The sequence below is a fragment of the Streptosporangium sp. CA-135522 genome (genome assembly GCF_050949235.1).
Classification (GTDB): domain Bacteria; phylum Actinomycetota; class Actinomycetes; order Streptosporangiales; family Streptosporangiaceae; genus Streptosporangium.
In genome coordinates this window covers 159,842-186,148 of sequence record NZ_CP192026.1, presented here as the reverse complement: position 1 = coordinate 186,148, position 26,307 = coordinate 159,842, and the positions used below count along the sequence as shown (strand labels likewise).

Genomic DNA, 26,307 nt, shown 5'->3' with positions numbered 1-26,307 from the left:
CTTGGGTTGCGCATAGAGAGTCAATATGCAACTCTAGAGTTGCATCCGATGGTGACGATGAAGGAGTCTCCTCATGAGCGAGGAACGAATCGAACGCGAAACCCTGATCGCGGCGTCTCTGGAGCGGGTCTGGTCACTGGTGATCGAACCCGGGTTCTGGGTGGCCGACAATGCGGGCCTGTCCGGCACCGTAGCCGAAGAAGGCGAGTCGATGGTGGCGAAAAACGCCGAGTACGGTGACTTCCCGGTGCGCGTGGAGAAGGTCGAGCCGCCGACGTACGTGGCGTACCGCTGGGCCAGCGCGTTCCCCGGAGAAGAGCTGCGCGAGGACAACAGCACTCTCGTGGAGTTCACGTTGACTCCCGAGGGCGACAAGACGCGGCTCCGCGTCGTCGAGAGCGGGTTCGCGACACTGGCCGGGTCCGAAGAGCTGCGCCGCCAGGCGGTGAAGGACAACACCGGTGGCTGGTCCCAGGTGCTCGACGCGTTCAAGGCGCGCGCCGAACAGTCACCCGTGTGACGGACGAACGTCGCGGCGCCGTCGAGGCGGTCGACAGCGTCCTCGTCGCGCTGGCCGACCCGACGCGACGCCGGCTGCTTGATCTGCTCGCCGCACAGGGCGAGGCCACCGCGACGACGCTCGCCGAACGACTTCCCGTCTCGCGGCAGGCGGTGGTCAAGCACCTCACCGTCTTGGACACCGCCGGGCTGGTCTCCGGCAGGCGGGTCGGACGCGAGGTGCGATACGCGGTACGGCCCGCGGCACTGGACGCGACGGCGCGGTGGATGGCCGCGCTCGCGACCGACTGGGATAGGCGACTGGCGAACATCAAGCGCGTCGCTGAGGCGGCGGATCGGGATTCGCACTAGCGCCCCCGTCGCAGTTTTCCATTTTCCCTGTTCAGGACGCTTTTCCCTGATCAGGGAAGCTGTTTTGAACGTAATGGGCTGACGGCCCGTCAGGGCACGGGTTCGTGACTCACCCGATCGGGATCCGTTGAGCCCGGCATGAGAACAGATGCCGAAGCGGGGCCGCGAGCCAGGGAACTGGAGTCGCCGCCGCCGCGGGTGGGTGCGCGGTTCGGATGCATCCACCCGCGGCGGCGGATGCGAGACCATGCGCGGGCCGCTCGGCCCGCCGACAGGAAACTCGGCCCGTCCGGCAGAAGAACAGCCGGCGGAAAACTCGGCCCGTCCGGCGGGAAGAACAGCCGGTAGATCTCCGGGCACGCCGGCCATGCCACGCCGCACAAGCTGCGGCGACTGCTGTCCCGGTGTGCATGGGATCCGAACGAGATCCGCGATGACCTGCAGGAATACGTTGCCGAGCGGCTCGACCAGCCGGACGGCCTACTGATCGTTGACGATACCGGGTTCTTCGATACCGGGTTCTTGAGGAAGGCAACCGTCTCATGACCACCGACACAACCGCGCCTCCACATATCAGCGGCAGGCAGCGGTTGATCCTGCTCGTCCTGCTCGGTGCCGGGTTCATGTTGTCCGTCGACTTCTCGATCCTGAACGTCGCGCTGCCGAATGTCGGCGCGGGCGTCGGGCTGGGGTTGGCCGGGCTCCCCTGGGTCACCTCTGCGTACGCGCTGCCCGCAGCCGGCTTCACCCTTCTGTTCGGCCGGATGGCGGACCTGTTCGGCCGCCGCAGGCTGTTCCTGTCCGGTGTGGTCCTGCTGACCGGGGCGTCGTTGCTCGGCGGCTTCGCAACCACCCCTGAGATGCTCCTGACCGCCCGCGTGCTGCAGGGCTTCGCCACCGCGATGGCGACCCCCGCGTCGTTGTCACTGCTCACCAGCACTTTCACGGAAGGCGCGATACGCGACCGCGTTCTCGGCCTCAACGGCGCGCTGCTCTCCGGCGGTTTCACCGTCGGCGCGCTGGTCGGCGGCGCCCTCGTCAGCCTGCTGAGCTGGCGAGCCGCGTTCTTCATCAACGTCCCGGTCGCCGTGGTCATCCTGCTGGTCACCCCCTCCCTGATCAAGGAGAGCAGCGTGCCCGACCGGGTGAAGCTGGATCTGCCCGGAGCGGTGACCGGGACCGGCGGCCTGCTGGCCGTGATCTACGCGGTCATCGAGAAGAACATCCCCTCGGCCGTCGTCGGCGTGCTGCTGCTGGCCGCGTTCTGGATGATCGAGCTGCGCTCGCCCGCGCCGCTCGCCCCGGTGCGCATCCTCAAGCGGCCCACGGTGAAGTGGGGTAACTACGCGGGGTTCGTGGTCTTCACCATGGAGACTGCCATGATCTTCCTGATAACGCTCTACCTCCAGAATGTCCTGGGCTTCTCCCCTCTGATCACCGGCCTGATCTTCGGTGTCCCGGGCCTGGCGGCCGTGGCCGCCGGGGTGATCGCCGGACGCTCCATCGGGCGCTTCGGCAGCCGCAAGGTCCTGACCGTGGGCCTGGCCGTACAGGGGCTGGCGACCCTCCCACTGGTGTTCCTCGGCGCCGACCGGATGGCGCTCGCGGTCCTGCTCCCCGCGCTGTTCATCGGGTTCTTCGGACACGTAACCTCCATCGTGGCCTACACGGTGACCGGGACCTCGGGTCTGGCGAACGAGGAGCAGGGCCTGGCCACGGGCCTGACCTCGATGACCCAGCAGGTGGCCATCACCGTCGGCATCCCGATCCTGAGCTCGGTCGCCGCGACGCAGAGCGTGGAGCTGACCGGCATCCGCTTCGCACTGAGCGTGGATGTGGCCGTGACGCTCGTCAGCGTGGTCTTCATCTGGTTCGGGCTGCGTCCGCGCGGCGAGCGCCGCACGGCAGGGGCAGCCGTACCGGTGTCGAAGGAAGCCGACGAGGAACTGGCCGCGTCTTCGGGCTGAGCCGGCTGTGGCCGCGCGGCGGAAGCGTGAGCCGGCACCCCGGCACTCACCCGCTGCTCGGCACCCCGGCACTCACCCGCTGCTCGGCACCCCGGCGCCGGACTCGGCAACGCGCCGCACACCGGCCGCGTCGGGCGATGCGGTCGCTCGACCAGCGGGTCGTCTCGGCGGGACACAGCTCGCGGACGAAGAGCCGGTGCCGGCCGGCTCACCGCCGGATGATCGCGCAACGAGCGGCGCGACAGAGCTGTCAGCTTGGGAATTGCGAGGAACTCGCGATCACGGGAGAAGAACGATGTGCCTTCGCGTGCCTGATGTCACTGGGCGCAGAAGATCATCCCGTGTATATCCCGCAACAGGACGCCAATAAGCTCGATGGAGCGATGGGGGGAATGACGCGGATGGGCTTGGAGGTCGAAAGTCGATCGTCTGATTCGCCGTACATCGAGCGGGTGTGGCGGAGCAGCAGCGATGACGTCGACCGGATGACATCGATTGCGACAGCGCATTGGGACCTGGTCTTCTGGGAGCACCGCGGTCAGGTCAATGTGGCTGTTCAGGGGCCGGAGTTGAAGGCGAGTCCGGCTCCCGTTCCCGAAGACGCCACGTTCTTCGGGATCAGCTTCTCCCTCGGCACGTCGATGCCGCACCTTCCGATCAACAGGCTCGTCGGCGGTTCTGCAGAGATTCCCGATGCCACGCGCAGATCGTTCTGGCTGAAGGGCTCCGCCTGGCGCCTTCCCGACTACGGCAATGCCGAGGTGTTCGTACGGCGGATGGTGCGTGAGGGTGTTGTGGTCTGTGACCCGATCGTGGCCGCGGTGCTTGGTGGCGCGGCGCCGGAAGTGTCCGAACGCACCGTCCAGCGGCGCTTCGTGGCGGCGACCGGACTCACCCGCGGCGCCATCCGGCAGATTGATCGTGCCCGGCAAGCTGCTGTCCTGATCCAGGAGGGCGTGCCAATCCACGACGTGATCCACCGGCTCGGATACTTCGACCAACCACACCTGGCACGGTCACTGACCCGTTATATCGGGCGGACCGCCACGCAGTTGAGCGATCGGAATCCATCGGAGCCGCTGTCGCTTCTGTACAAGACCTGAGCGCTTGCTCTCACCTAACCTCCAGTCGCAGCCATCGGGCCCGGCTCGAGCCAGGCACCGCCCTGGAACACGACGGAGAGCGCCGGCCCGGCAACGGGAAGGTCGTCCTCGTGCGCGAGATCGTCGTCAACTTGCTCACCTCGTGGCTGTGGACCATTCCTAGCAACCTCAGCGACAAAGGAGCAGAGCAATGCCTAAGATCATCTCGAACTTCTTCATCTCCGTGGATGGCGTGATCGAGTCACCGGATCAGTGGCACTTCCCGTACTGGAACGACGAGATGGGCGCCATGGTCGAGGCGGGCATGCAGAGCGCGGCGGCGTTCCTGATGGGTCGCAAGCTGTATGAGGAGTGGTCCGCGTACTGGCCGACGACAGACAACGACCAAGACGCCGCCATGTCCCTCAACAACGTCCGCAAGTATGTCGTGTCGAACACCCTGGCGAAGGCGGACTGGAACAACACCATCGTCATCTCCGGTGACGTCGCGGCCAGGCTGCGCGAGCTCAAGAAGCAGACCGACGGTGACATCCAGATGTCCGGCTCCGCGACGACCGTGCGGTGGCTTCTGGCCAACGGCCTGCTGGACGAGCTGAACCTGCTCGTCCACCCGATCGCCGTCGGCCATGGCCGGCGGCTGTTCGAGGACACTCCGACCCACCCGCTGAAGCTGGTCAAGTCCGAAACATTCAAGACCGGCGTGCTCAACCTGACCTATGTTCCGGACGCCGGCTGACCGATGACCGTACCCGGTCCGAGCGCCATGCCCGACCAGACCTGGACCGCGGCGGGTCTTCCGTCGATACGCATGGGCAAGTCTGGCGTTTCACGAACCAGGCCGCGAGAGCAGTCAGGGCCTGACGCCTCGTCGCCGGTTTGGAAGACTTCGGCATGCACCCCGCTGAACTGCTGCGCTCCAGGTCAGGGTGTGTGCGATTTTCTCCGTGGGCCCCATGGTTCCCCCTTGTTCCCCTCCCCGGCCGTACTGGTACACGAATGGCACGACGTCAGCACATCTACCCGAACTGCAACCCGGATCGGCTCATCACCTGCGCGGACGCGCACACCTCGCCCGTCTGCTCATCCCGTCTGCCGTCGACCCGCCCGCAGGGGAAGCGGGACGGGGCCCACGGGTACCAGATGGAGCGCCCCAATGGACGAACGATCTGGTATCCGTGGGCCTGCCCGCTCGGCTTGTTCCGAGTCGATGGCGGGCGGGATGATCAGGCTCCCCTCCGTCACTGATCGACGGTTGTCTTTGCGATCATCCCGGAGTCCGAGGTCCCCGCCGAAGGCTGTTTTTTGCTGGGAGCCAGCTCACGAGGGACGCTCCGCCAAGGAGGGTGCTCGACCCTTTTCATGGAGCATGCAGATTTCATGGAGTATGCAGAGCAAATCGCGCCTTTGGGGCCGCCGGTCCGTCACGGCGATCAGGTCGTCCCGATGCCGAACAGTTCGGTGTTGCCGGAGACGCCATTGACCGCGAACACCGAGGTCATCTTGGGGGCACCATTGAAGTTCGGGTGCCACGTGTTCCAGCCTCCCGAATTGTTCATCCAGTTGTGGTACAGGGTGTCGTCGGTCCCGATGCCGAACAGTTCGGTGTTGCCGGCGACGCCATTGACCGCGAACACCGAGGCCGTCTTGGGGGCGCCATCGAAGTTCGGTTCCCACGTGTCCCAGTCCGTGCCCCCCAAATAGGAGGTGCGGTACAGAGTGTTGTCGGTCCCGATGCCGAACACCACGCTGTTGCCGGCGACGTCGGCGTCCATCGCGAACACCGAGGCCATCTTGGCAGCGCCGTTGAAGTTCGGGGTCCATTCGCTCCAGTACCCCTCCTCATCACTGCCATCGCAGCCGTACAAGGTTCCATCGGTCCCGATGCCCAACACCTCGGAGCCGAGTGTCTGTATGCCGCCGGCGATGGAGATCACCGCGAACACCGAGGTCATCGGAGGGGCGCTATTGAAGTACGGGTCCCACGGGTTCCAGCGCCCCGAAGGCTCCAAGAAAGTGTGGTACAGGGTGTTGTCGGTCCCGATGCCGAACAGCTCGGTGTTGCCGGTGTTGGCGTTCATCGCGAACACCGAGGCCATTTGGCACCCGCCGAGGAATTTAGGGGTCCACTCATACCACGACCCCGAATCATCCATATAGGTGTGGTACAGGTTTCGGTCGACTCCGATGCCGAACAGCTCGGTGTTTCCGGAGACGCCATAGATCGCGAACACCGAGGTCATCTTGGGAGCGTCATTGAAATTCGGGGTCCACTCGCCCCAGTACCCCGATTTGTTCATGGCGGTCTGGTACAGGGTTTGGTCGGCTCCGATGCCGAACAGCTCGGTGTTGCCGGAGACTCCATTGACCGCGAACACCGAGGTCATCTTGGGAGCGTCATTGAAGTTCGGGGTCCACACCTCCCAGGCCCCCGAATCGTTCATCGAGGTGTGGTACAGGGTTCCAGCGGACAGAGACTCATCTCGTACGGACTTCTTTCGCCCCATTTGCGCTACCATTAAGGCCTCTTTCTGTATCGTCGCGACTCGTCGCAAATACGGCTTTTACTACGGTCGCGGTACCCGCCGTCTACGGTCGAGTGCCCGCCGGCGGCCCACCTATCCGCATCACGGAGGCGCTATTGCTCGACATCGAAAGTAAATTTGCCTCCCTTTTGTCCCCACTGTCCCCTGGAACGCTGGCATCGGTGGCCGCCATGACTGATACAAGATGATTCGCGCCTTCTGTCGCGCTCCGCGCCAGAATGAAGCTGAAATCACGGAGGGCGCCACCGCCTTATGGCCGTGAGCTGACCTTGCCCTGGCCGAGATTCACCGCGACGCCGACACAGGTCTGACTGAAACCGACACATCGGCGAATCAATCGGAAGATTTGACCGATATTCCGGTTTTGGAGGGTCGCCTGCGTTTCAGGGCGTTGCCATGGTTCCGGCAGGACAACGACTGATCCAGTCGATTCTGCCCTCATATGACTTATCCCCTTATGGCACCCTGGATATCGGATATCCAACGCTTGCCGCTGCGGATTATCCCGCCAAGGGATATCGCCTATTCAGCCGGAGGATTCCGGCTCGGGATGGGTTGAGCAAGCCCAGGTGAACACCCTTGACCCATGATTGCCGAGGGTGAGCCGACGAATGAGGGCGGTGAGGCCTGCTGCGGTCGTGGCCGGCGATGGATTCGAAGGAGCCGCGCGGACGTGGAGTTCTGCATCGACGGCCAGGTCGTGAAGCCGGTCCGGGTGAGGTGCTTCGAGTGCTCAGGTCTCGGCGAGGTGGCGGTCTGATGGACGCACATGACCTTCCGGCCATCAGGCGGAACACCGTGACCACGCCTCTGAACGCGGCGCGGCGGCATGGTTCACCCCCGTGCCCATGCCGCCGCGTCGCGGGGTGACGACTTCCTGTCGGGTGAAGGCCTTCGCATCTTTAACATGCGGAACGGGACGCGCTGGTCGGTGGTCCTGGCCTTCGGCATCCGTCAGGGCGAGGCGCTTGGGCTCCGCTGGCAGTACGTCGACTTGGAGACCGGAGTGATCAGGACGTGGTTCCAGATCCAGCGCACGGAGTGGCGGCACGGCTGCGCCGATCCTCATAAGTGCGGTGAGAGGTGGCATCGCTGGCCCTGCAAGAAGAAGTGCAGGGATCACGGGCATAGCCCCGGCTGCAAGGAGGACTGCAAGAAGCAGGGGCACACCTGCTTCAAGAGGACCTGCCTCAAGGACTGTACGAGCCACGCCGACAAGTGCCCGAAACGTATGGGTGGGGGCGTCGTCTTCCGGCAGCGCAAGGGCAAGAGCAAGCTCACCCTTCAATGCCCGCCCGAACTCCTCGCGCTGCTCAAGGCTCACCGCAAGCTCCAGGCCGCGAACCGCCTCAAGGTGGGGGATCGCTGGGAGGATCACGACCTCGTGTTCGCCACCCGGCACGGCGGCCCGATCGAGCGCACCGAGGACTGGAAGGTGTGGAAAACGATTCTCAAGCAGGCCGGTGTGCGAGACGTCCGGGTGCATGACGCTCGCCACACGGCCGCGACGCTCCTCATCGAGCAGGGGGTGAACATCCGCGTCGTTCAGGAGGTCCTCGGTCACACGAGGGTGACCACGACGGAGAGGTACACCCACGTGTCCACACCTCTTATGCGCGACGTCAGGGAGCGGCCGGCCTCGGCACTCTGGGGAAAACCCTGAGCGTCGCAACGAGGATTGCGACCATGACGCCCTTGAAGGTCAAAAAAGGCCCTCTCCCAAGGTTCTGGGAGAGGGCCTCTGACCTGCGGAGGATTGGGGATTTGAACTCCGGATGGGCGATGAACCCAAACCGCATTAGCAGCTCTGATCCTGCCCGTCCCGATCAGTTCCACCTGGACCAACAGAGCTCGATGGTCCACCTGGAACGGGACCGTACGGCGTTGGATTGCAACTAAGACTGCAACTAGACCAGAGGCTCGCCAAGCATCTGCTCATGATCGGCAGCCTGGACTCCCCAATCGTGATCCTGCGGATTAAAAGATCGCCCTCATGCTGTTCCGGGCGGTTCAATGCAGGCCAGCGGGCGCAAGCGGTCTCTCCTGAACGGCCCTGACCCCCCTGTATTGCAACGGGAAATGCAACGGGAGCTGCTCTCCCCGTTAGCTCTGTTGCCCGGTGGGCCGGGGCTGAGGAACGAAGCCCTGGACCGTCGATCGCCCCCAACCCTGTACGGAGATCAGCCACCGCATGGCGATCGTCAGGGCGGTATTGACTCGGTGCCGTGTTGCCGCCGTCGCTCGGGGATCAGGGGGTTAGTCCGCCAGTTTCTCAGCCTCACGTTCGTGAGCCTGCCGGGCTTCCTGGTCCAGGAGCATGACCCCCTCGACGCTGCCATTGGCTTGATCGAGATGAGCACCGGTCCAGAGGCTTGGTCGTGAGGATATCCGTGTGCGGCGGGGCCGGCCTTTGGACTTCACGATGTCTCGAATCCAGATTGCGCCCGCCCCGATGAGCACCACCAGCACGATCCACGCGAATACACTCACTGTGCTTCTCCTCTTTGGTTCTCTCGGTGAGAACTGACAGCGGCTGTAGGCGGGAGCTAACAGCGCTCGCCGCCTGTCCTTGTCGCCGAGTTTTGACAGCGGCCCCGTACGCACCGGGAACTGGGCGGACACGGGTCGGCTGCGCTCGGTGCTGGGGATAGACCAAGTACGCCTGAAAGGGGCAGCGGCCCGTTCTGTTCGGGCGAGTCGAGTCACTCCGTCGTGGCGTTGATGGGGGGACTCCCCGACTGAAGTACAGTCCGTATCTGATTGATCACATGCTGTGATTAGATTGGAACGGAGAGTCCTTCATGCGCATTCGATCTGCCTGCGCCATGGTCGCCGTAGCGCTCAGTGCGACCGTCCTCGGGATGGGCACCGCCCACGCGACGGGGCCGTTGAGCGGCACCAAGATCCGCGACTGGAAGAGCGGCGCCGTCCTGGGCGTCTCCGGCAACTCGGTGGTCGGCGGTGCTGGGCTCCAGTACCAGACCGACACCAACGACTTGGCTCAGAAGTGGGCCATTGATCCGGTCACCAAGGACACCTTCATGATGCGCAATCTTCACAGCGACATGTGCGTCACCCTAATAGGCGGCGGCGGGGAGGCCATCCAGCAGCGTCCGTGCGATCCCCGGTGGGAGGAGCAGATCTTCACCATGATCGATTCCGCCAAGCCCCATCGATACCGGCTGCGCAACGTGGCCCAAAACCTGTGCCTGAGCCCAGCTACCACCGCCGTGCCCATCCACGCCGTGCTGTATGCCTGTGACACAGATCCCTACCAGATTCACTCGTTCGACGTCCGTTGACCTCACTTCAGGGCGCGGCAACACAGCAAGCCAGCACCCTCTGACCAGGCCCAACCCGAAGAAGGGACGTCCGGAGCCATGGAGACGGCTTCGGACGCCCCTTTCGACCTGTCCCGACATGCAAGCCGCTCTGATCAGTGGCTCAGCGCACCGCTGCCCCTTTCAGGCGTACTTGGTCTGTCCTCCGTGCTGTCGCTTCTCGCCAACATTCCGCCAGAGCGAAGATCGCAGAGTGTTGCTGAAACTCGTGAACATCCACTGCTACTTCACACCGACATAGCCACCTCTTGATCGCTCTGTGCGGAGGGGTGCAAAACGCTCACCCATTACCACTGACAGTAGAAGAGCTGAGCGGTCGGCGCGAAGGCGAAAGCACTCGAAGAGCCCGGAAGAGATCAGGACCGGTGGTCGAAGTTCTCGCGACTGGGCGGCGGTGCGGCCCCGGTGCGGCGGGTTGGTTGTGTATGGCGGGCGCGGGGTGCGGCGCGCGGCCCTGAGTCCCGCGCCGTCCGGGACCGGCCCCCAGGCCGCATGCCCGGACGGCGGGCGGGCGGCGGGCCGTGCGGCGGCGCGCCGCGCCGCCGCCTTGATACCCATAAGAACAATTCGGCAATGTCACTCGTGAGGCTGCGACGCCCCAAGTAGGCGAGTGCCGTCGTGGTGGCGGATGGCCGGTGCCTGGTCGTGGTGCATGGCGTCGAGGACGCGGATGGCGAATGCCTCGGATGCGAGTTCTTGGACCTCATCCGCGGTGACCCAGCGGAAGGCGCGGGTCTCGTCGGTCTCAGTGAGGTGGCCGCCGATGACCTTGCAGCGGAAGACCAGGGCGACGATACCGCGGGTCATGTTCTTGTAGACGCCGGTCAGAGTGACGGGCTCGACATGTAGACCGGTCTCTTCGTGGATCTCGCGGAGAAGGCCGGCGGTGATGTCCTCGTCGCGTTCCAGGATTCCGCCAGGTGCTTCCCAGTGGCCGTTGTCGCGGCGCTGGGTGAGGAGTGCGCGGCCCTGATCGTCGATGATCACGCCTGCCACGCTGACGGAGTGCTGCGTGTTGTGGTGATCCATCGGATGTCCTCCGGGGCTGCTGATCGCTATTCTCGAACTGCGGTACATGTATGTACGAGTTGAGGAGTGGTCGTGGCCGAGCTGCCGTTTCCGGATCTGGACCCGACCAGCGACCGGGCCGTCTTCCGGCAGATCGCCGATCACATCAGGCATGCGATCGAACAGGGCACTCTCGCCGAAGGTGACAAGGTGCCCTCAGAAGCTCAGCTCATGCAACATTACGGCGTCGCGCGGATGACCATCCGCAACGCGCTTCAGGTCCTCCAGGGTGAAGGCCTGACCGTCGCCGAGCACGGGCGTGGCGTCTTCGTCCGCTCTCATCCTCCGGTCCGCCGGCTGGCTTCGGACCGGTTCGCCCGTCGGCATCGGGAGCAGGGCAAGGCCGCATTTATCGCGGAGACCGAGGGAGCAGGCGGGAAACCGACCGTCGACTCCATCAAGATCACCGAAGAGCGGCCGGCGGTGGACGTGGCCGAACGGCTCGGGATCACCTCGGAAGATCATGTGATCGCCCGGTCGCGTCGGTACCTGATTAACGGTCAGCCGGTGGAGACGGCCGTGTCGTACATCCCGGCAGAGATCGCCCGGGACACGCAGATCGCGCAGCCGGACAGTGGCCCGGGTGGGATCTATGCCCGGCTGGAGGAGTTGGGCTACCGGCTGGATCACTTCGAGGAAGAGATCCGTTCCCGGATGCCGCTCCGCGACGAGGTACGGGCGCTCAAGCTCGCGCCAGGCGTTCCGGTGTTTCACCTGATCCGTACGGCTTACGCCACCGATGGTCGCGCCGTGGAGGTGTGCGACACGGTGATGTCCAGCGATGCCTACGTGCTCTCGTACGAACTTCCCGCCCGATAGCGCTTGACGAACTCCTCTAGAGGAGTCATAAAGGAGTTGCACCCAAACTCCTATAGACGAGCAGACGTCTGGAGGGGCTGGCTCTGGTGCTGTAGGAATCGGCGGATTCGAAGGGGCGAAGCCTTATGGCCGACCTGTGTGTCCTGTGAGGGACGGGGGTGGAAGTACGTCAGTCCCCGGCGTGGCCTGGTCGCCGGGCCTGGTGAGGCTGCTCCTTCTCTCCGTGCGCGTGACGACTGCTCCACATGTCAGGGATCTCGCACACAGGAGATTTCGCAGGGACGACCGTCGTGAGTGCGGCCTTCACGGCGGGAGGCATCTCGCCGCTGGAGACGGCCGAGTCGTTGCAGGCCGAACTTCGGCGTGGCGGGATCTCCGCCGACGTGCACAACGGGTACGGCCTGGCGCTGGTGTCGATCTGGGTGGGGCTCGTCGTGTGGTGTGACGGGGACCGGTTCTGGTGGCGTACCGGTTGGGACGATCGGCGTAGGCGCTTCGTCTACGCATGGCATCCGGCAGTGGACCCGACCCGTGCCGCTCGCCGGGTCGCGTTCCGCTACGGAGATCTCCGCAGGGCGGGTTCGTCGCCCGAGTCGGACGCCTAAGGGGCGCTGTGCTTCCGCCGCCCGAGGAGTGCCTGAGTCCGCATCTGGGCATGGCGCAGCGCGATCATGTGCGGCTGGTCTGGCGGCACTCCTATCAGACCTTTGAGCGGGTGCGGGTGCGGGAGTGGACCTGCGTCTGCCGGACTCCGGTGTACGAGCTGTGCGAGGGCGGCGGTCGGGCGTTTATCCGGCGCATCGTCCAGCTCAAAGGCGATCAGCAGGTTCATGAGACCCATCGGTGGTCGATTACTGAGGCTCGGGCGATCTGGACGCGGCTGCTGTCCGGGTTGGCCCGGTAGAACGAGTGTGGCGGCGCGGTCGATGAGGCCGAATGGATGGAGGGGGTCTCAAGGGGCCCGCACCGCCACACTCTTCCCTCCCGCGTTTTGATCAGCTATGCAAGTCGAGCATCCGCGTCTATGCTGACGATAAGTCGAGTAGTTGGGTTGTTGTCATGTCCGTATCTGATGATGAGTACGCTCCTCCGAAGTATGCGCAGATCGTCACCGCGATCCGGCGCAAGATCGCGGACGGCACCTACCCTCCCGGCTCGCAGTTGCCGTCTGAGACCCAGCTCGTTCGCGAGTTCGCGGTCAGCCGCCCCACCGTCGTCCGGGCGCTTCAGGTGTTGCAGCTTCGCGGGATCATCGACCGCGAGCACGGCAAGGGCTCCTATGTGAAGACCCCGCCGCCCGGCTCCGAGGGTGAGTCCTCTCGGCCGGGCCGGGCCGTACTCGACCGGGTGGAGGCCAGCGAGGGCGGAACGGTCATCGAGGCGGGAGCGCGGCCGGCGCCGGGCAATGTCGCGGCGATGTTGACCCTCCCTGAGGGAACGCCGGTGATGATGCGCCGCGTTCTGCTCAGCGAGGCCGACGAACCGTGTGAGCTGGTCACCTTCTGGTGCCCGATCGAGTTGGCCGAAGGAACCGACCTCGGCCGTCCGACGCCGTTGACGGTGAGCGTCCGTCAGCACCTCCAAGGGGCTAGAGGGCTGCGGCTGGATCACGTCGTGGAACGGCTGGCCGCCCGTCATCCCCTGCCCGACGAGGTCAAGGTGCTGGGAGTGGGCAAGTCGGCCGCGGTGCTGGGTGTACTGGCGCGGGTCTTCGACGTCTCGGGCCGCCCGGTGCTGGTCGTCGACATCGCGCTTCCGGGCGCGCTGCATGAGCTGGAAGACGCCTACACGCTGTGATGTGACCTAAGTCACAGCGACTCTCGGAAACTCGTATTGTCGAGTGTTCGTTTCCTGGATACCATCTAACTTGACAGTACGAGTTAGCGACAGAACGACAGGAGAACAAACCATGGCTATCCAAGGCCCCATCGCGATCGGCTTCGACCAGGTCTTCCCGCACGGCTGCTACGTCGTCGGCGAGATCGAGCCGGTCAAGGACTTCGACGCCTCCACCAACGGCCGTTTCGTCCAGGCCCGCGACAAGACCACCGGAGAGCCGGTGTGGCAGATCGCGGTCATGGACGCCGACCCCACCGTGAAGGCCGCACAGAAGACCATCGCCGTCAAGATCCTGTCGGCGGTGCAGCCGGTTCCCCCGGCACCGCTGCCGGGCTCGCCGTTCACCCCGGTCGAGTTCGACGCCATGACCGTCACCGCCTACGTCGGCCAGAACACCGGCCGCCTGGCCTGGTCCATCCGGGCGCAGGCGATGCGCGCACCCCGTACGGCCACCGCCCCGACCCGACAGACCACCACCACAGCCAAGGACACCACGACCAGCAAGGAGATCGCAGCGTGAGCACCCGCGACAGCTACCAGCCCTACACCTACATCACCGCGTCCATCCACGAAGGAAACACCCGGCTCGGTGTCTCCTTCCACACCGCCGACCTGTCGGTCCTCGCGATGAACGTCCACGGCATCCGGCCCTATCTGTACTTCGGCAGTGCTGAAGGCCAGTTGTCGATCTCCACCACCGGCGGCGGACCGGTCACCGCCGCCGATGTGGACCTGGCCCGGGAGATCGCCGACGCCGCCGCACGCTACCGGGACGAGTGCGAGCGCCTGCACACCGAACAGGCGGCGGTTGCTCTGCCGGGCCTGGACGAGGTCACGGCCTGACACGAAGCGGGGCCGCTGGAAGTTGCAGCTCCCGGCGGCCCCTCGGTTCTCCCTCTCACGCGAATTCAAGGAAGAGAGCTCAGCCTAATGTTCAAAAAACTGCCTGGCGACGAGGCGCAGCACCTCGTCTCCACCACCCCTGACACCGCCGTGGTGTTCCGCCCGGCCGTGGTCCGCACCCCGGCCATCGTCACCCTCGTCATCTTCGCCTGGCGGCTACTGGCCGGACTCGTCCGGCTCCTCTGGCGGCACCCGATCGCCTCGACCGCCGTCACCGTCCCCGGCGTGATCTGGACCCTCTACGGCTGGCAATGGAGCGCCGCCCTGCTCGCCCTGGTCCTGCTCGGCCTCACCGCCTGGGGCCTGGTCGACCGTCCCTCGTTCCTGCGCTGGGTGGGCTGGCGGCTGCTGGCCTGGTGGCGACTGGTGTGGGTCTACCGGCGGCACTGGCAATCGGTGATGATCGTCTCCGGCCTCAGCCGGAAGGTCCACGGCCGCGACTACCTGCCTGGTCTGCTCGGCGTCTCCTGCACCTCGTGGGCGGACCTGGTCACGGTGAAGATGCTCAAAGGCCAAGCGGTCACCGACTGGTCCGACCGCATCGACAACCTCGCCCATGGCTTCGGCGCGACCTCGTGCCGGGTCACGGTCGCCCGGTCGGGCCGGTTGCTGCTGGCCTTTCCCCGGCGGGACCCGCTGGCCACCCCGCTGCCCGCCCTCCCCATCCCGGAGACGTCGTCGGTGGGGCCGGTGGAGATCGGCACGCGGGAGGACGGCACCCCCTGGCGGCTCAAGGTGCACGGCACTCACGTCCTGGTCGCCGGGGCCACCGGGGCGGGCAAGGGCTCGATCATCTGGTCGACCATCCGGGGCCTGTTGCCCGCCGTCCAGGCCGGACTGGTGCAGATCTGGGCGCTGGACCCGAAACTCATGGAGCTGTCCTTCGGCCGGAACCTGTTCGACCACTACGCCGCCGACCCGGCCGCCTGCGCCGACCTGCTGGAAGCCGCGGTGAAGGTGATGCAGGAGCGGGCGGGCCGCTTCGCCGGAGTCCAGCGCAACCACACACCGACCGTGGAGGACCCGTTCGTCCTGGTGGTGGTCGACGAGGTGGCGTTCCTGACCGCCTACCAATCCGACAAGGGCCTCAAACTGCGCATCTGCGCCGCCCTGGCCACCCTCACCACACAGGGGCGAGCGGTCGGCGTCGGCGTGCTGGCCGCACTCCAAGACCCGCGCAAGGACGTGCTGAGCATCCGCAACCTGTTCCCCGACAAGATCGCACTCCGGTTGGACGAGTCCGAGCAGGTGGACATGGTCCTCGGCGACGGCGACGGCGCCCGGGACCGGGGCGCGCTGGCCGACCTGATCTCCCCGGACCCGCAGCTCGGCGCGGGCATCGCCTACACCCGGCTGGAGACCTCACCCGAACCGATGCGGGCCCGCGCCGGCTACATCTGCGACGCCGACATCCGCGCGATGGTCGCCGCGTTCGCCGCCGACACCCTGCCCCTGCCCGTGCCGCTGCCACGGATCGGAGAGGTGGCCTGATGAGGATCATCATCCATGGCACCGCCGACGAGATCGACACCCTGCCGTTTCGCCGCATGCGGACCGTCGACGGCGCCGACCTCGCCGAAGTGGTCGTGATCGTCGACCTGAACACCGCCCGCCTGCGCAAGGTCCCCTACGGCGACGCCTACCGGCTGTGCGCCGACGTGCCCACCCGGAAGGAGGCCAGGTGACCGACACCGCCCACCCGCCCATTCCTTCGACCGCCACTCCGCCGAACGGGGCCGACCGCACCCTTCCCCGCCTGGTCCGCGACACCCTGCCCCTGGCCCTGGACGTCGCCGTCGAGGTCGCCAAACTCAACGGGGTCTGCATCCGCCCCATCGAGATGCGCCGCCTGGACACCCACACCGGCACAACCGAACCACTCGACATCCCCTGCGGCACCACCCAAGAGGCCAAGTGCCCGCCGTGCGCCAAACGCAACAAACAACTCCGGATGGCGCAATGCCGGGAGGGCTGGCACCTGGAGGCCGAGCCCGTCGCCGAACCACATCCCTCCACCGAGGATCAGCGATGGCTGATCGAGTTCCGCGCCGACGTGCAGGCCAAACGCGACGAAGCCGAACAGACGGGGGAGGACACCGCCGACTGGGACGAGGCGATCGCGGGCATTGATGCGGAGATCAACGCCGCCGGGATGCGCGGGACCGTCCTGGGCGGCCGGGCCACCGCCAAGCGCTCCCGTTCCACCCGCCGTCGGCAGGACGCCCCGGACCTGCCCAAGCGGACACGGCAGGACACCACCTTGGGGCGGACCTTCGTCGCGCCCGACGGCAGGGTGTATCGGCCGTCGCTGTTCGTCACCCTCACCCTGCCCTCCTACGGCAAAATCCGCTCCGGCCACGGCGTGCCGGTCGACCCGGCCACCTACGACTACGCCCGCGCCGCCCGCGACGCCCTGCACTTCTCCAAGCTCGTCGACCGCTTCGTGCAGAACCTCCGCCGGGTGGCCGGCTACGACGTCCAATACTTCGCCACCGTCGAACCACAAAAACGGCTGGCCCCGCACCTGCACATGGCCATCCGCGGGACCCTGCCCCGTGCGGAGATCAAGCAGATCGCCGCCGCCACCTACCACCAGGTGTGGTGGCCCCAGGTGGACGAGGTCCGCTTCGAAGGCGACCACCTGCCGGTGTGGACCGAACGGGCCGACCGCGCCGAGCCGTACCCAGACGGGCAGGCCGGCGACTACCTCGACCCGGCCACGGGCGAGCTGCTGCCCACCTGGGACCAAGCCCTCGACCAGCTCGACGCCGACGACGACGCCGAACCCCTGCACGTGCTCCGCTTCGGCGCCCAAGTCGACGTACAGGGCATCGTGGCGGGTTCCCCGGACGCCCACAAGCGCATCGGCTACCTGACCAAGTACCTCACCAAGAGCCTCGGAGACCCCCTCGACCCCGCCGACGCCGACGACCACGCCCGCCGTGACCACGCCGCTCGGATGGTCGAGGCGCTGCGCTACGAACCCTGCTCGCCCACCTGCCCGAACTGGCTGCGCTACGGCGTGCAGCCCAAGGGCGCCAAGCCCGGCATGCTTCCCGGCCGCTGCCGGTCCAAGGCGCACAAGGCCGACCATCTCGGCTACGCCGGACGCCGGGTCCTGGTCTCCCGCAAGTGGTCCAACAAGACCCTCCGCGAACACAAACAAGACCGCCGGGCCTGGGTGCTCGACATGCTCGGCCTGCCCGACGAGACCACCGACCCGCACCGCTACGTGTGGCGGCCGGTCTCCACTTCCGACCCCACCCGAACCCCACTGGCCAAACGCCTGCTGCGCGGCGTCGCCAACCGGCACCGCACCCGAATACGCCTGCTCGAATTCGAAGCCATAGCAGACGGACGACCCGTCCCAGATCTTTCGGCAATCGGAGAGGCGGCCTGACATGGAACCCCTGTTCTACCGTCCGAAGGACGCGGCGACCCTGCTCGGCATGAGCCGTACCGCCGTCTTCCGGCTGATCAAGACCGGCGAACTCAAGTCGATCAAAGACGAGGGATACCGCCTGGTCCCTCGGTGGGCGCTCCATGAGTTCGCCCGTGCCCTGGAGACCAAGGCGGGCCTGACGCAGGAAGAGGCGGCGTGATGGCGAAGAAGCCGGACGGCCGATCCTCGATCTACTTCGGCAACGACGGCTACTGGCACGGCTGGGTCACCATGGGGATCAAGCCGGACGGCTCCCCCGATCGTCGTCACCGGATGGCCAAGACCGAGGCCGAGGTGACTCGCAAAGTCAGCGATCTGGAGAACAACCGGGAGTCCGGACAGGTCACCAAGCCGGGCCGTACGCCCACCGTCGCCGAGTGGATGACCGAATACCTCGACGTGATCTGTGTGCGGCTGGTGGCCTCGGGCAAGATGGCGCCGCGCACTCTGACGGACTACCGGTCCAAGACCCGTCACTGGATCATTCCCCTGCTCGGCCGGCATCGGCTCAACCGGCTCGCTCCCGAGCATCTCGACACCGCCTACACCGTGATGCTTGAGAAAGACCTCTCGACGAGCACCGTCCTCAAGGTTCACCGCATCCTGTCCCGGGCGCTGACCATCGCTGTGCGCCGCAACAAGCTCACGCGAAACGTCGCGACCCTCGTCGACGCTCCCTCGGCCGCGCCCACCGAGATCGAACCGCTGAGCCGCGAGGAAGCCCGCAGCATCCTCGACGTGGCCGGCACCCGGCGGAACGGCGCGCGCTGGTCGGTCGCTCTCGCACTCGGCATCCGCCAGGGCGAGGCGCTTGGGCTCCGCTGGCAGTACGTCGACTTGGAGACCGGAGTGATCAGGACGTGGTTCCAGATCCAGCGCACGGAGTGGCGGCACGGCTGCGCCGATCCTCATAAGTGCGGTGAGAGGTGGCATCGCTGGCCCTGCAAGAAGAAGTGCAGGGATCACGGGCATAGCCCCGGCTGCAAGGAGGACTGCAAGAAGCAGGGGCACACCTGCTTCAAGAGGACCTGCCTCAAGGACTGTACGAGCCACGCCGACAAGTGCCCGAAACGTATGGGTGGGGGCGTCGTCTTCCGGCAGCGCAAGGGCAAGAGCAAGCTCACCCTTCAATGCCCGCCCGAACTCCTCGCGCTGCTCAAGGCTCACCGCAAGCTCCAGGCCGCGAACCGCCTCAAGGTGGGGGATCGCTGGGAGGATCACGACCTCGTGTTCGCCACCCGGCACGGCGGCCCGATCGAGCGCACCGAGGACTGGAAGGTGTGGAAAACGATTCTCAAGCAGGCCGGTGTGCGAGACGTCCGGGTGCATGACGCTCGCCACACGGCCGCGACGCTCCTCATCGAGCAGGGGGTGAACATCCGCGTCGTTCAGGAGGTCCTCGGTCACACGAGGGTGACCACGACGGAGAGGTACACACATGTGTCCACACCTCTTATGCGCGAGGCAGGGGAGCAACTGGCCGCGGCACTCTGGGGAAAACCCTGAGCGTTGCAACTAGAGATGCAACTATGACGCTTCCAGAGATCAGAAAGGCCCTCTCCCGAAACTCGGGAGAGGGCCTCTGAACTGCGGAGGCTCGGGGATTTGAACCCCGGATGGGCGATGAACCCAAACCGCATTAGCAGTGCGGCGCCATAGACCTGACTAGGCGAAGCCTCCTGGTTGCCGTGTGGCTCAGCACAGAGTACCGGCCATCCGCCAAGGCGGCAAAGCGATTGATGATCGCGTCGCCGAGAACGGGGCACCCAAGTTATCCACTAACTGTGGATAACTTGGGTCGAGCTTGTGGACAAAGTCAAGATCTCCCAGCTGAGCGGGCTGGGGATCTTGGGGATTCTCGCAACACGAGACAGGAAATCTCGGTGGGCGGACCCGCAGGGGCTCCCCCTTCACCCGGGCCTGAAGGGGCTCCCTCTCCACCCGGAGGAAACCCGGACGGAAGGAGCCCGAGTAGATCACGGAGATCAGACGGGGTTGGCTTCGCCCTCGATCTCGATCTTGACCTTCTTGCCGACCAGGACGCCACCGGTCTCCAGGGCCTGGTTCCAGGTCAGGCCGAAGTCCTCGCGGTCGATCTCGGTCGTGATGGAGAAGCCCCAGACCTCCCGGCCCCACGGGTTGGTGCCGGCGCCGCCGTACTCGACGGTGAGCTCGACCTGCTTGGTGACGTCGCGGATGGTGAGGTCGCCCAGGACGGTGAACTCGCCGCCGGAGTAGCCGACCACGCGGGTGGTGCGGAAGGTGATCTCGGGGAACTTCTCCACCGCGAGGAAGTCCTCGCTGCGCAGGTGACCGTCGCGGTCGGCGCCGCCGGTGCTGATGCTCTCCGTCTTGATCGTGACCTCGGCGGAGGAGTCCAGGGGGTTCTCGGCGATGGTGACCGTGCCGGAGAAGTCACTGAAGCCGCCGCGGACCTTGCTCACCATCATGTGCTTGGCCATGAAACCGACCTGGGTGTGGGCGACGTCGAGGGCGAAGGTTCCGGGGGTGGGGATCCGAAGGTCTTCCCAGGTCCGAGTGCTCATGTCTACTCCCGATAGATGTACTTGCCATGCGGATGATTGCGACAACATATTTCTACATGAGGAATATTCCACTCGTCAACTATCGTCGGATACAGTGTAGAAGTGATCTCCCTTGACGACTCCCGGCTGACGGCGGTAGGTCTGCTGGTCGAGGCCTACACCGGCCTGGCGGCGAAGATGCATGTGTCCTTCTCGGCGGTGAAGCTGTCGGACATCGACTTCGAAACCTTGATCCGGCTGGCACGCTCGCCCGGACAACGTCTGCGCATGAGCGATCTGGCCGCGCAGACCAGCCTGTCCACCAGCGGGGTGACCCGGGTCGTGGATCGGCTGGAGCGCGAAGGACTGGTCGCGCGGCAGGCGTGCGCCACCGATCGCCGGGCCTCCTACGCGGCCATCACCGAGGCGGGCACCGACCGCCTCAACGCCGTGCTTCCCCAGCACCTGGCCGACATCGAGACCTGGCTCACCGGCCTGCTCACCCCCGAACAGCTCAGCGCCTTCCTGGACACGCTGAGGATCATCCGCGACGCCGTACGGCCGTGCGCCACGGCAGGGGCCGAGCTCCCACCACCCGAATGACGGCAGGCCTCTTTCGACCGTTGTCCAACGCCCGCCCGGCAGGACCGTTGTCCATCGCCCGCCCGCCCGGCAGGCACAGCTGACGGCTGACGGCTGACGGCTGACGGCTAGGTCTGCGGCTCCAGCTGACGCTGCTCCGGAATCGTGAGGTCACCGCGGAGCTTGGCCATCGCCCGCGAGACCGTGCTCTTCACCGTGCCGACGCTGATCCCCAGGGCTTTGGCGATCTCCGGTTCGGTCATGTCCTCGTAGTAGCGCAGCATGACCGCGGCCCGCATGCGGGTGGGCAGCCGCTCAAGGGCCTGCTCCACCTCCTCGGGCAGATAGCCGTGGCCGCCCGGGAAAACCGGCTCCGGAAGCTCCTCCGAGGGATACTCCTCCAGCTTGCGCCGCCGCCACCAGGAGATGTTGATGTTGACCATCGCCCGGCGTACGTAGGCGTCCAGAGCCGCGCGGTCCTGGATACGGTCCCAGGCGAGGTAGGTCTTGATCAGCGCCGCCTGGAGCAGGTCCTCGGCGTCGTTGGGATGACCGGTGAGCTGGTGGGCGACGCGTAGCAGTACAGGACCGCGAGTAACGACGTACTCGCGGAACTCCTCGTGTGTCCCGCCGGTCACCACGATCACCAGCCTGTGGTCAGGGTGCGTCTCGTGGCCAGAATCGCAGCCGCAGCCCATAATTCGGCTGAACCGGAACCTATATTTCATCCCGTCAACGGCAAAAACAGGCCGGGTCCTCCATCACCCCCTCAGGGGGGACAGATACGGGTTTACCCGAAGATGGGGGGCAACGCGTTGTACCGGGGATGGGAATTTTGCTACGACGTCGGACACCTGCCCGAGTTATTGACGCAAGCGAACGGCGCGACTCCCGCGACCGTGTGACGCTAACAGGGAAATCTCGGCGAAACATGAGGAGTGACGATGCTGCACCGCAGCGTTGATCGCCGCCGCGTTCTGGCGGCGGCCGCGCTTGGCCGCACCCTCGAAGAGCCCGGGGCGGCCTCCGACGACGGCGAGCTCCTCCAGTCGGTCACCGGCGAGATCCTGGACGTCAGCCCACATCTGATCATCATCGACACCCCCGAGGGGCACGAGGAACGGCTCGTCATCGCGCCGTGGGCGACGGCCTGGCGCGGTGAGGCCGTCGCCCCGGCCGACCTGCCACCGGGCGCCCATGTGATCATCAGGGCGCTGCGGTCCGGCCGGGTGGTGGACCGGATCTGGGCGGACATCACTCGTATCACCGGAGTGATCCAGTCAGTCGGCTCCGGCTCCAGGGATCGAACCGTGGAGCTGTACTGCGGGCCGCACCGGGGACGGCGCACGATCGTCATCCCCTACCGTTCCTCCGGACGGCTACGGGTCCGGCACCCGCAGTTCGAGCCCGGTTACCTGTTCGACGCCATCGGGGTTCGCGAGGACGGCGTGGCTCAGGCCCGGCTGCCGGCGACCTCTCAACCGCCCTACCGGTGGACGGCCGTGCCTTCGCCGCCGCCCGGTTACAGCAGCGTGCAGTCGCGGATCTCGGGCACCGCCACCTGGTCGGACTCCTTCGACTGCGACGAGCGGGGGGCGGCCTACCCCATGCTGGAGCGCTCCGACGCCGATTGCCAGGACGCCGGGGTGTCCTGCACCGGCCTGCCCTATCTCGCGCTGGGATCGATGCTCAACGTGCGTAACGTGTGCGCCGGACGCACCTCGGTCCTGCCGATCGTGGCCTGCGGTTGCCTGGCCGGCCGGTTCTGCGACCGGTGCCTGGAGTGCGGCACCTCTTCGCGGGGCCGGATCGTGGAGTTGTCGGCGACCGCCTTCGTGGAGCTCGGCGGCGACCTGACCAAGGGCTGTTTCAACGCCAGGGTCGGATTGGGGTGACAGGAATGTGGGCGACGATCTCCGCCGCGCAGATACCGGTGCTGGGCGCGCTGCTGGTCGCGGGCGCACTCGCCAAGGTGCGGACGGTCATGAACGAGTCCGAACCGGGCGGGCTGAGCAGGCTGGGGCCGGCGGTGCTGGTGGCCGAGCGCTGGCGCGGGCCCGCTCTGCTCGGCTGTGCCGCCGGAGAGGTGTTCTTGCTGGTCGGCTTGATGTCGACCGGCCTTTCCCTGTTCCGATGGGGCGCCGCGGCCTTCTTCGCGGTGTCGACCTACGTACTGTGGGAGCTGCGCCGCCGCCGCCCGGACGTGGGTTGCGGCTGCTTCGGCGAGGTGAGCGCGATCCCGGTGGGGCTGCGCTCACTGGGGCGCACCGCGGTCTTGACCGCCATGGCCTTGGGAACGGTCTGGACCCCGCCGGTCCCCGGCTGGGTGACGCTGACCACTCTCACGTGGTCCCAGGTGCCGGCCGTCGCCGGCGGGCTGCTGGTGCTCGCCGCGCTCTCCCCGGAGATCGAGGAGGCGGCCTCCCGGCTCCGCCATCGCGCCCCCTGCGAACAGCGTCCGTTGGATCCGGCGACCGCGCTCGCCCGCCTGCGGGCGAGCGCGGCCTGGCGGTCACACGTGAAGCTCTTGTCGAGCACCGATCCGGTCGACAGCTGGCGGGAGCTCTGCTGGCGGTTCTTCGTCTACCCGGGGCGCAGCCATGCGGGCGACCCCGCCGACGTGGTCTTCGCGGTCTATCTGAGCGGGCGGCATCCGGCGGTGCGGGTGGCGATGGTAGGCGTCGACGGGCGGCCGATCGAGATCGGGCCTCTGCCGGAATCTATCCCCGTATCGGCGATTCACTAGACGGCCCTAGATTTTCCTAGGCCGCAGCATTCATCTCTATATGGCTCTCTAGCTTCCCCACTAGAGAGCCATATAGAGGTCTAGGAGGCCCAGGAGGCCTTCTCATTGTATCGAACATGTGTTCACACGGGCTGAGAACGTAGAAACTTTCCGAAGTGCGGGACGGTGAACGCGATCAGCCCGCGCTCGGCGCTGTAGATCAGACCCTTCTTGATGAGGCTGTCTCGGGCCGGAGAGAGGCTGGACGGCTTACGCCCAAGCCCCTCGGCCACGTCGGCGGTGGCCACGGGCTCATCACCGATGGAGGCCATGGCGTGCATGTAGTCGCGCTCGGCGGGTGTGGCCCGCTCGTAACGGCTGCCGAAGAAGCCGACCGCCAACTCCTCCTCGGCCTCCGGCGCGGAGACCTTGATGTCGTCGACGGTGATCGGGCTGCGCAGCGCGATGTCCCAGGCGACCTTGCCGTAGGCCTGGACGAAGTAGGGATAGCCGTCGGCGGCCTCGTAGAGCGCGTCGAGCGCCTCCTGGGTGAACTCCACGCCCTCGCTCTCGGCCGGGGCGATGAGTGCGAGATCGGCGGCCTCGCGGTCGAGGCGGTCGATCCTGGCGTAGCGGAAAAGGCGCTCGGAGTAGCTTTTACTGGCCGACAGGACGCTGGGCAGGTGAGGCAGACCGGCGCCGACCACGATCAGCGGGCCGCCGCTCTGCGAGAGCTCGTGGCAGGCCGCGCAGAGCGCCGAGACGTCGGGGGTCTGCACGTCCTGCATCTCGTCGATGAACAGGGCGATGCCGACGCCGAGGTCGGTGGCCACCCCTGCCGCGTCGACGAACAGCTCGGTGAGATCGATCTCCAGGTCACCGGAGTCGGCCCGGCCCCGGCCGGCGGGCACGTCGATCCCGGGCGACCAGTGCGAGGTGCCCTTGGCCGCGGCCGGGTCGCGCATCGCGAACGCCTTGAGCACACCGAGGAACTCCTCGATGCGCTCGGGTGCCCGGTGCCGGGGGGCCAGCTCGCGGATCGCCAGGTGCAGGGCGGCGGCCACCGGGCGCCGGATCGACTGGTCGGGACGGGCCTCGATCTTGCCCGTTCCCCACAATCGCTGCATGGCCATGGATTTGAAGGTGTTGAGGAGGACGGTCTTGCCGACGCCGCGCAGGCCGGTGACGACCATGCTGCGCTCCGGGCGGCCACGCGCCACCCGCTCCAGGACGATTTCGAACTGCTGAAGTTCACGGTCGCGCCCGGCGAGCTCTGGGGGACGCTGCCCCGCACCGGGGGCGTAGGGATTGCGCACGGGGTCCACGCTCTCGGACTTTATGACGGGATATAGCGGCCGGCGTAGATTTCCGTAGAAAGCGCTACGGCGTGTCGCATGACGCCGGACGGGTGTCCGCGGGGCGGGGGCGTGTGCGGTCGGCCGCGTCGCGAGCATCGCCATGACACACTCCTCACCTGGGAAGACACCGTCCGAGCCCGTGTCCGAACCCGTGTTCGATCCAATGTCGCAGACTGTAGCGCGACTTCGAACACAGGCGCGAGAGTTTTCGAAGAAAGCTCAGCTAAAGAATGCCGGCGCGCCCACCGATGGGGTTGAATCGGGGCGAAAGCCGTACGAGATCGAGGAGTGATCGAACACCGCTCGCGTCGGCGCCTCCTCTCACTTCAGGTAGCCGGTCAAATACGATGGAGGCTTGTCCTTTGTCGATCGTGGGGGTGGCGACAGATGAGCAGCTCTCCGCCGGTGGTGCGCGTCAAGGTGACCATGGCGGTGGTCGCCGGTTGTCTCGTGGCGGCCGCGTGCGGTACGACCGCCACCTCGCAGCCCGCGCAGGCGGCCCAGCCCACGCAGACGGCCCAGCCGACTCCGCCCGCGTCGACGCCCGCGGCGCCGGCTCCCTCCGCCGAGCCGACCACCGCGAGCCCGTCCCCCACCGGCCCGCCGAAGTTCTCCGCCAAGGTGACCGGGGTGGCCCGCGACCGGCTCCGCTACTCCTGGCGGCCCGGCTGCCCGGTCCCGGTCGGCGAACTGCGGCTGGTCACGATGACCTACTGGGGCTTCGACGGCAGGCCGCACACCGGCGAGCTGGTGGTGCACAAGAACGCGGCCGACGACATCGTCACAGCCTTCAAGCGCCTGTACGGCTGGCGTTGGCCGATCCGCAAGATGCAGCTCGTCGACGTCTACAAGGGCGACGACTTCGACTCGATCGACGCCGACAACACCTCCGCCTTCAACTGCCGTCCGGCGACCGGGTCGAGCAGCTGGTCACAGCACGCGTACGGCAGAGCCGTCGACATCAACCCCCTGGAGAACCCCTACCTGTCCTCGGACGGCTCGGTGGCGCACAAGAACGCCCGCAAGTTCGCCAAGCGCCCGGTGCACGCCCCCGGCGTGATCAACCCCGGCGACCGAGTGGTCCGGCTCTTCGAGAGGCTCGGCTGGGAGTGGGGCGGCTACTGGTCGGGGATCAAGGACTACCAGCACTTCAGCAAGGGCGGCGGCTGAGAGCCGAGGCGTTCCGCCCTCCCGGGAGCGAACCCGCGCTTCTCGCGGGTGT

Annotated in this window: 28 protein-coding genes and 1 tRNA gene; 22 read left to right on the top strand and 7 right to left on the bottom strand. The window is 66.4% G+C overall.

The window, feature by feature from the left end; all coding sequences use genetic code 11:
- Positions 1 to 73 precede the first annotated feature (73 nt).
- The 5 genes from ACQPYK_RS00955 to ACQPYK_RS00935 all read left to right on the top strand — a co-directional run bounded on the left by ACQPYK_RS00955 (position 74) and on the right by ACQPYK_RS00935 (position 4,676).
- Entirely contained in the window at positions 74 to 520 is a 447-nt protein-coding gene (locus tag ACQPYK_RS00955) for an SRPBCC domain-containing protein (RefSeq protein ID WP_433248678.1), read from the top strand.
- Positions 517 to 870, top strand: coding sequence for an ArsR/SmtB family transcription factor (locus ACQPYK_RS00950; protein ID WP_433248675.1), 354 nt, complete (start codon positions 517 to 519; stop codon positions 868 to 870). The genes ACQPYK_RS00955 and ACQPYK_RS00950 overlap by 4 nt, the downstream gene beginning before the upstream one ends.
- 542 nt (positions 871 to 1,412) lie before the next feature.
- Positions 1,413 to 2,837, top strand: coding sequence for an MFS transporter (locus ACQPYK_RS00945; protein WP_433248672.1), 1,425 nt, complete (start codon positions 1,413 to 1,415; stop codon positions 2,835 to 2,837).
- A gap of 218 nt (positions 2,838 to 3,055) precedes the next feature.
- Positions 3,056 to 3,940 carry a helix-turn-helix domain-containing protein gene (locus tag ACQPYK_RS00940; RefSeq protein ID WP_433248669.1) on the top strand — a complete coding sequence of 295 codons (885 nt, stop codon included), beginning with the start codon at positions 3,056 to 3,058 and terminating at the stop codon, positions 3,938 to 3,940.
- 190 nt (positions 3,941 to 4,130) lie between these two features.
- On the top strand, positions 4,131 to 4,676 hold the full coding sequence (locus ACQPYK_RS00935) for a dihydrofolate reductase family protein (RefSeq protein WP_433248666.1): 546 nt from the start codon (positions 4,131 to 4,133) through the stop codon (positions 4,674 to 4,676).
- A gap of 694 nt (positions 4,677 to 5,370) precedes the next feature.
- Here ACQPYK_RS00935 and ACQPYK_RS00930 read toward each other — a convergent pair.
- A complete protein-coding gene (locus tag ACQPYK_RS00930) occupies positions 5,371 to 6,381 on the bottom strand; it encodes a hypothetical protein (RefSeq protein ID WP_433248663.1) in 1,011 nt (336 codons plus the stop codon).
- A 1,009-nt stretch (positions 6,382 to 7,390) separates the two neighbouring features.
- On the opposite strand from ACQPYK_RS00930, the gene ACQPYK_RS00925 reads away from it, so the two are divergent.
- Positions 7,391 to 8,146, top strand: a complete 756-nt coding sequence (locus ACQPYK_RS00925; protein WP_433248660.1) for a tyrosine-type recombinase/integrase — start codon at positions 7,391 to 7,393, stop codon at positions 8,144 to 8,146.
- 593 nt (positions 8,147 to 8,739) lie between these two features.
- Here ACQPYK_RS00925 and ACQPYK_RS00920 read toward each other — a convergent pair.
- Positions 8,740 to 8,973, bottom strand: coding sequence for a hypothetical protein (locus ACQPYK_RS00920; protein ID WP_433248657.1), 234 nt, complete (start codon positions 8,971 to 8,973; stop codon positions 8,740 to 8,742).
- Between the two features lie 311 nt (positions 8,974 to 9,284).
- On the opposite strand from ACQPYK_RS00920, the gene ACQPYK_RS00915 reads away from it, so the two are divergent.
- Positions 9,285 to 9,785 (top strand): RICIN domain-containing protein, encoded by a 501-nt coding sequence (locus ACQPYK_RS00915; protein ID WP_433248654.1) that lies wholly within the window; start codon positions 9,285 to 9,287, stop codon positions 9,783 to 9,785.
- Between the two features lie 615 nt (positions 9,786 to 10,400).
- Here the strand turns inward: ACQPYK_RS00915 and ACQPYK_RS00910 are convergent.
- Positions 10,401 to 10,853 carry an NUDIX hydrolase gene (locus tag ACQPYK_RS00910; protein WP_433248651.1) on the bottom strand — a complete coding sequence of 151 codons (453 nt, stop codon included), beginning with the start codon at positions 10,851 to 10,853 and terminating at the stop codon, positions 10,401 to 10,403.
- Positions 10,854 to 10,925: 72 nt separating this feature from the next.
- Between ACQPYK_RS00910 and ACQPYK_RS00905 the strand changes: the two genes are divergently transcribed.
- From ACQPYK_RS00905 to ACQPYK_RS00855, 11 genes are all read left to right on the top strand, one after another.
- Positions 10,926 to 11,711 (top strand): GntR family transcriptional regulator, encoded by a 786-nt coding sequence (locus ACQPYK_RS00905; protein ID WP_433248648.1) that lies wholly within the window; start codon positions 10,926 to 10,928, stop codon positions 11,709 to 11,711.
- A 290-nt stretch (positions 11,712 to 12,001) separates the two neighbouring features.
- Positions 12,002 to 12,316: a hypothetical protein gene (locus ACQPYK_RS00900; protein WP_433248645.1), complete on the top strand. Its 315-nt coding sequence runs from the start codon at positions 12,002 to 12,004 to the stop codon at positions 12,314 to 12,316.
- A gap of 50 nt (positions 12,317 to 12,366) precedes the next feature.
- Positions 12,367 to 12,615, top strand: coding sequence for a hypothetical protein (locus ACQPYK_RS00895; protein WP_433248642.1), 249 nt, complete (start codon positions 12,367 to 12,369; stop codon positions 12,613 to 12,615).
- 155 nt (positions 12,616 to 12,770) lie between these two features.
- Positions 12,771 to 13,508, top strand: coding sequence for a GntR family transcriptional regulator (locus tag ACQPYK_RS00890; protein ID WP_433248639.1), 738 nt, complete (start codon positions 12,771 to 12,773; stop codon positions 13,506 to 13,508).
- 112 nt (positions 13,509 to 13,620) lie between these two features.
- Positions 13,621 to 14,070 carry a plasmid replication, integration and excision activator gene (locus ACQPYK_RS00885; RefSeq protein WP_433248636.1) on the top strand — a complete coding sequence of 150 codons (450 nt, stop codon included), beginning with the start codon at positions 13,621 to 13,623 and terminating at the stop codon, positions 14,068 to 14,070.
- A complete protein-coding gene (locus ACQPYK_RS00880) occupies positions 14,067 to 14,393 on the top strand; it encodes a hypothetical protein (RefSeq protein WP_433248632.1) in 327 nt (108 codons plus the stop codon). Before ACQPYK_RS00885 ends, ACQPYK_RS00880 begins: the two co-directional genes overlap by 4 nt.
- An 87-nt stretch (positions 14,394 to 14,480) precedes the next feature.
- Positions 14,481 to 15,944, top strand: a complete 1,464-nt coding sequence (locus ACQPYK_RS00875; protein WP_433248629.1) for an FtsK/SpoIIIE domain-containing protein — start codon at positions 14,481 to 14,483, stop codon at positions 15,942 to 15,944.
- The gene (locus tag ACQPYK_RS00870) at positions 15,944 to 16,138 is read left to right on the top strand and encodes a hypothetical protein (protein WP_433248626.1); all 195 of its coding nucleotides are present in this window, start codon (positions 15,944 to 15,946) and stop codon (positions 16,136 to 16,138) included. Before ACQPYK_RS00875 ends, ACQPYK_RS00870 begins: the two co-directional genes overlap by 1 nt.
- Entirely contained in the window at positions 16,135 to 17,853 is a 1,719-nt protein-coding gene (locus ACQPYK_RS00865; RefSeq protein ID WP_433248623.1) for a replication initiator, read from the top strand. The genes ACQPYK_RS00870 and ACQPYK_RS00865 overlap by 4 nt, the downstream gene beginning before the upstream one ends.
- A 1-nt stretch (position 17,854) precedes the next feature.
- Complete coding sequence (locus ACQPYK_RS00860; protein WP_433248620.1) at positions 17,855 to 18,055, top strand: helix-turn-helix domain-containing protein; 201 nt, start codon at positions 17,855 to 17,857, stop codon at positions 18,053 to 18,055.
- Positions 18,055 to 19,401, top strand: a complete 1,347-nt coding sequence (locus ACQPYK_RS00855; RefSeq protein WP_433248617.1) for a tyrosine-type recombinase/integrase — start codon at positions 18,055 to 18,057, stop codon at positions 19,399 to 19,401. Before ACQPYK_RS00860 ends, ACQPYK_RS00855 begins: the two co-directional genes overlap by 1 nt.
- 84 nt (positions 19,402 to 19,485) lie before the next feature.
- Here the strand turns inward: ACQPYK_RS00855 and ACQPYK_RS00850 are convergent.
- Positions 19,486 to 19,575 (bottom strand) — tRNA-Ser (locus ACQPYK_RS00850).
- 305 nt (positions 19,576 to 19,880) lie between these two features.
- On the bottom strand, positions 19,881 to 20,441 hold the full coding sequence (locus ACQPYK_RS00845; protein ID WP_433248614.1) for a YceI family protein: 561 nt from the start codon (positions 20,439 to 20,441) through the stop codon (positions 19,881 to 19,883).
- 102 nt (positions 20,442 to 20,543) lie between these two features.
- Between ACQPYK_RS00845 and ACQPYK_RS00840 the strand changes: the two genes are divergently transcribed.
- A complete protein-coding gene (locus ACQPYK_RS00840; protein ID WP_433248611.1) occupies positions 20,544 to 21,023 on the top strand; it encodes a MarR family winged helix-turn-helix transcriptional regulator in 480 nt (159 codons plus the stop codon).
- A gap of 107 nt (positions 21,024 to 21,130) precedes the next feature.
- Here the strand turns inward: ACQPYK_RS00840 and ACQPYK_RS00835 are convergent, their stop codons facing one another.
- Complete coding sequence (locus tag ACQPYK_RS00835; RefSeq protein WP_433258661.1) at positions 21,131 to 21,700, bottom strand: SigE family RNA polymerase sigma factor; 570 nt, start codon at positions 21,698 to 21,700, stop codon at positions 21,131 to 21,133.
- Between the two features lie 246 nt (positions 21,701 to 21,946).
- Between ACQPYK_RS00835 and ACQPYK_RS00830 the strand changes: the two genes are divergently transcribed.
- Both ACQPYK_RS00830 and ACQPYK_RS00825 read left to right on the top strand, forming a co-directional pair.
- On the top strand, positions 21,947 to 22,897 hold the full coding sequence (locus tag ACQPYK_RS00830; RefSeq protein WP_433248608.1) for a hypothetical protein: 951 nt from the start codon (positions 21,947 to 21,949) through the stop codon (positions 22,895 to 22,897).
- Positions 22,898 to 22,902: 5 nt separating this feature from the next.
- The gene (locus tag ACQPYK_RS00825; RefSeq protein WP_433248605.1) at positions 22,903 to 23,748 is read left to right on the top strand and encodes a MauE/DoxX family redox-associated membrane protein; all 846 of its coding nucleotides are present in this window, start codon (positions 22,903 to 22,905) and stop codon (positions 23,746 to 23,748) included.
- 122 nt (positions 23,749 to 23,870) lie between these two features.
- On the opposite strand, the gene ACQPYK_RS00820 is transcribed toward ACQPYK_RS00825, so the two are convergent.
- A complete protein-coding gene (locus ACQPYK_RS00820; RefSeq protein ID WP_433248602.1) occupies positions 23,871 to 25,052 on the bottom strand; it encodes an AAA family ATPase in 1,182 nt (393 codons plus the stop codon).
- Between the two features lie 420 nt (positions 25,053 to 25,472).
- Between ACQPYK_RS00820 and ACQPYK_RS00815 the strand changes: the two genes are divergently transcribed.
- Positions 25,473 to 26,255, top strand: a complete 783-nt coding sequence (locus ACQPYK_RS00815) for a M15 family metallopeptidase (protein WP_433248599.1) — start codon at positions 25,473 to 25,475, stop codon at positions 26,253 to 26,255.
- Positions 26,256 to 26,307: the final 52 nt, after the last annotated feature.